The sequence below is a fragment of the Pedobacter sp. GW460-11-11-14-TSB4 genome, from assembly GCF_059423705.1.
In genome coordinates this window covers 2,132-5,376 of record NZ_JBWKYI010000060.1, presented here as the reverse complement: position 1 = coordinate 5,376, position 3,245 = coordinate 2,132, and the positions used below count along the sequence as shown (strand labels likewise).

At 49.1% G+C, this 3,245-nt stretch carries 1 rRNA gene; it reads right to left on the bottom strand.

Annotated features, from left to right (window positions below):
- Window positions 1–84: 84 nt before the first annotated feature.
- A 23S ribosomal RNA gene (locus AC07YT_RS24955) occupies window positions 85–2,962 on the bottom strand.
- Window positions 2,963–3,245: the final 283 nt, after the last annotated feature.

Here is a 3,245-nt window from a genome sequence, read left to right as displayed (position 1 = left end):
ACCCTTATGCCTATCTGCCTTTCGCCTTAAACCTTAAACATGATTGAAAGAAGTTATTATGAAGAACAAACAACAGTCTGTTTGCTTTGAAAGCTTCGGATGATTAGTACTACTCGACTGTGCTGTCGCCAGCTTTACATCTGTAGCCTATCAACGTAGTAGTCTGCTACGGTCCTATATGGAATTCTCATCTCGTGGCTAGTTTCGCACTTAGATGCTTTCAGCGCTTATCTATTCCCAGCGTAGCTACTCTGCAATGCCCCTGGCGGAACAACAGATTCACTAGAGGCTAGTCCAACCCGGTCCTCTCGTACTAAGGTCAGCCCCACTCAAAATTCCTACGCCCACAACAGATAGGGACCGAACTGTCTCGCGACGTTCTGAACCCAGCTCGCGTGCCACTTTAATCGGCGAACAGCCGAACCCTTGGGACCTTCTCCAGCCCCAGGATGTGACGAGCCGACATCGAGGTGCCAAACCTCCCCGTCGATATGAGCTCTTGGGGGAGATCAGCCTGTTATCCCCAGCGTACCTTTTATCCTTTGAGCGATGGCCCTTCCATGCAGAACCACCGGATCACTATATCCGTCTTTCGACCCTGATCGACTTGTCTGTCTCACAGTCAAGCAAGCTTATGCTATTGCACTCCGCGTACGGTTACCAAGCGTACTGAGCTTACCTTTGAAAGCCTCCGTTACCTTTTTGGAGGCGACCACCCCAGTCAAACTACCCATCAAACAATGTCTCCCGTAAGTACGGGATTAGACACCGAATACAGAAAGGGTGGTATTTCAACGTTGGCTCCACGACGCCTAGCGACGCCGCTTCAAAGCCTCCCACCTATCCTACACATCCTGTATCCAATGTCAATGTTAAATTGTAGTGAAGGTGCATGGGGTCTTTCCGTCCCGTTGCGGGTACCCGGCGTCTTCACCGGGACCACAATTTCACCGAGCTCATGGCTGAGACAGCGCCCAGATCGTTACACCATTCGTGCAGGTCGGAACTTACCCGACAAGGAATTTCGCTACCTTAGGACCGTTATAGTTACGGCCGCCGTTTACTGGGGCTTCGATTCAATGCTTCTCCTTGCGGATGACATCCCCTCTTAACCTTCCAGCACCGGGCAGGTGTCAGGCCTTATACCTCATCTTTCGATTTTGCAAAGCCATGTGTTTTTGTTAAACAGTCGCCTGGGCCTTTTCACTGCGGCTGACATTGCTGCCAGCGCCCCTTCTCCCGAAGTTACAGGGCCATTTTGCCGAGTTCCTTAGCCATGATTCACTCGAGCACCTTAGAATCCTCTTCCCGGATACCTGTGTCGGTTTGCGGTACGGGTTTTTATAACCTGAAGCTTAGCGGTTTTTCTTGGAAGTCTGATTACCTGCACTATCCACTCACCCGAAGGCTTGCGGTACTATCGACTTTCAGCTAGATCGGCGGATTTGCCTACCGTTCTAATACCTACTGTCTTTAACGATCTATTCCGTCAGATCGCGGCAGTGTCACTACTCCGTCCCCACATCGCAGTTATAAAAAGTACTGGAATATTAACCAGTTGTCCATCGAATTTCCCCTTCGGGTTCTCCTTAGGTCCCGACTGACCCTGATCCGATTAGCGTTGATCAGGAAACCTTATCCTTTCGGTGGGCGGGTTTCTCTCCCGCCTTATCGTTACTTATGCCTACATTTGCTTTTCTAGAAGCTCCAGCACCCATTACCAGGTACCTTCGCTGCCGCTAGAATGCTCCCCTACCGATATATTTCAATCCCATAGCTTCGGTGTACAGTTTAATGCCCGTTTATTATCCATGCCCGATCGCTCGACTAGTGAGCTGTTACGCACTCTTTAAATGAATGGCTGCTTCCAAGCCAACATCCTAGCTGTCTGTGCAATCGGACCTCGTTAGTTCAACTTAACTGTAACTTGGGGACCTTAGCTGATGGTCTGGGTTCTTTCCCTCTCGGCGCGTGACCTTAGCACCCCGCGCCTCACTGCAGATCATATTTCATAGCATTCGGAGTTTGTCTGGATTTGGTAGGATTTGACTCCCCCGCACCCAATCAGTAGCTCTACCTCTATGAAACTTAATATCCACGCTGTTCCTAAAAACATTTCGGGGAGTACGAGCTATTTCCCAGTTTGATTAGCCTTTCACCCCTACCCACAGATCATCCGGAAACTTTTCAACGTTTATCGGTTCGGTCCTCCAGTACGTGTTACCGCACCTTCAACCTGTCCATGGGTAGATCACAAGGTTTCGCGTCTACCCCCTCTGACTATACGCCCTATTCAGACTCGCTTTCGCTTCGGATCCGTGCCTGAAGCACTTAACCTTGCCAGAGAGGAGTAACTCGTAGGCTCATTATGCAAAAGGCACGCCGTCACGCAACTTGTACGCTCCGACCGCTTGTAAGTACACGGTTTCAGGTTCTATTTCACTCCCCTGTTCGGGGTTCTTTTCACCTTTCCCTCACGGTACTGGTTCACTATCGGTCTCTCAGGAGTATTTAGCCTTACCGGATGGTGCCGGCAGATTCCCACAAGGCGTCTCCGACCTCGCGGTACTCAGGATACTGCTAGGCTAGCATTCTATACGTGTACCGGGCTATCACCGTGTATCGCTGGGCTTCCCATCCCATTCCACTTCTGTTTGCTAATGCCACAACGCAGTCCTACAACCCCCACTTTGCCGTAACAAAGTAGGTTTGGGCTCTTTCCCTTTCGCTCGCCACTACTTAGGAAATCATTGTTATTTTCTCTTCCTCTGCTTACTTAGATGTTTCAGTTCGGCAGGTTTGCTCATTATATGTGACTAGTCTTCAACTAGCCGGGTTGCCCCATTCGGAAATCTTCGGATCAATTCCTATTTGCAAATACCCGAAGCTTATCGCAGCTTATCACGTCCTTCATCGCCTCTGAGAGCCAAGGCATCCCCCGTGTACTCTTTATTACTTTCTTCTACTCATACGCCTTTTGCGCCGTATGGTATGCTTTTTTGCTCTTGTTATGATGTCTCATACCGTTGTCTGGATTGCTCCTTCTTCCGGTGAGCACAAACACAACAGTCGCCTATTGTTGTTTGCTCTTCTTTTTTAACTTCTTCCAATATGTCAAAGAACTTTATTAAGGTTGAAGGTGGAGGGTATAAAGGTAGGGGGTTTCATTGTCCCCTAACTAAGCCTCGTTTCAGCCTTATTAGTAAAAACTGCGGTCTCGAACCGTTTCAGATGTTTTCTTTTAT